The 832-nt window shown below is 48.6% G+C and carries 1 protein-coding gene; it reads left to right on the forward strand.

Annotation, left to right across the window (positions count from 1 at the left end):
* Positions 1-832: autotransporter-associated beta strand repeat-containing protein (locus ICN23_RS09695; protein ID WP_216232047.1), on the forward strand; the 832-nt coding region annotated here is incomplete at both ends.

Here is an 832-nt window from a genome sequence, read left to right on the forward strand (position 1 = left end):
CTGTCTCTGACCGGTACAGGCTCGATCGCTAGCTCTAGCAGCATTATTAATAACGCTACTCTCAATATCAGCGGTACCGCTGCTGGCACATCGATCATCAGCTTGGCAGGCAATAGCTCAGGCTCTACCGTGCTGGGTAGCAAAACCCTCACCATTACTGCTGGTGCTGATACCTTTGCAGGTGTGATTAGCGGTACTAACGGCAACCTCACAGTAGCAGGCGGCACACAAGTACTCTCTGGCACCAACACCTACACCGGTACAACAACTATTTCTGCAGGTACTTTGAATATCACAGGCGCTCTAGCTGATAGCACTGCGATAGTGATTAATAGTGGCGCTACTTATATTGTTGGTGCTAACGATACTGTGGCCTCGATTGCTGATGCCGGTAATATCACTTTGAGTGCTAACCTGACAACAGGTAACGCAACTGACACGACTTTTAGTGGAGTGATCAGTGGCGCTGGTAACCTCACTAAAGTGGGTTCGGGAACCTTAACCTTATCTGGTAACAATACTTACACCGGCACCACCACCGTATCAGTTGGTACTTTGAGTGTCGTTGGCGCTGTCTCTACTGGAACTGTATTGACAGTAAATAATGGCGCCACTTATGTCGTTGCAGCAGACGGTACTATCGCATCAATTTCTGGTGCCGGTAATATCACTTTGACTGCCAATTTGATAGCAGGAAACGCCGCTGATATGACCTTTAGTGGTGTAATTTCCGGAACAGGCTCACTCACCAAACTCGGCTCTGGCACCTTAACCTTATCTGGCACCAACACCTACACCGGTATCACTACCGTATCTGCAGGTACTTTAGCTC

The sequence above is a fragment of the Polynucleobacter sp. MWH-Jannik1A5 genome (assembly GCF_018881795.1).
Taxonomy (GTDB): Bacteria; Pseudomonadota; Gammaproteobacteria; order Burkholderiales; family Burkholderiaceae; genus Polynucleobacter.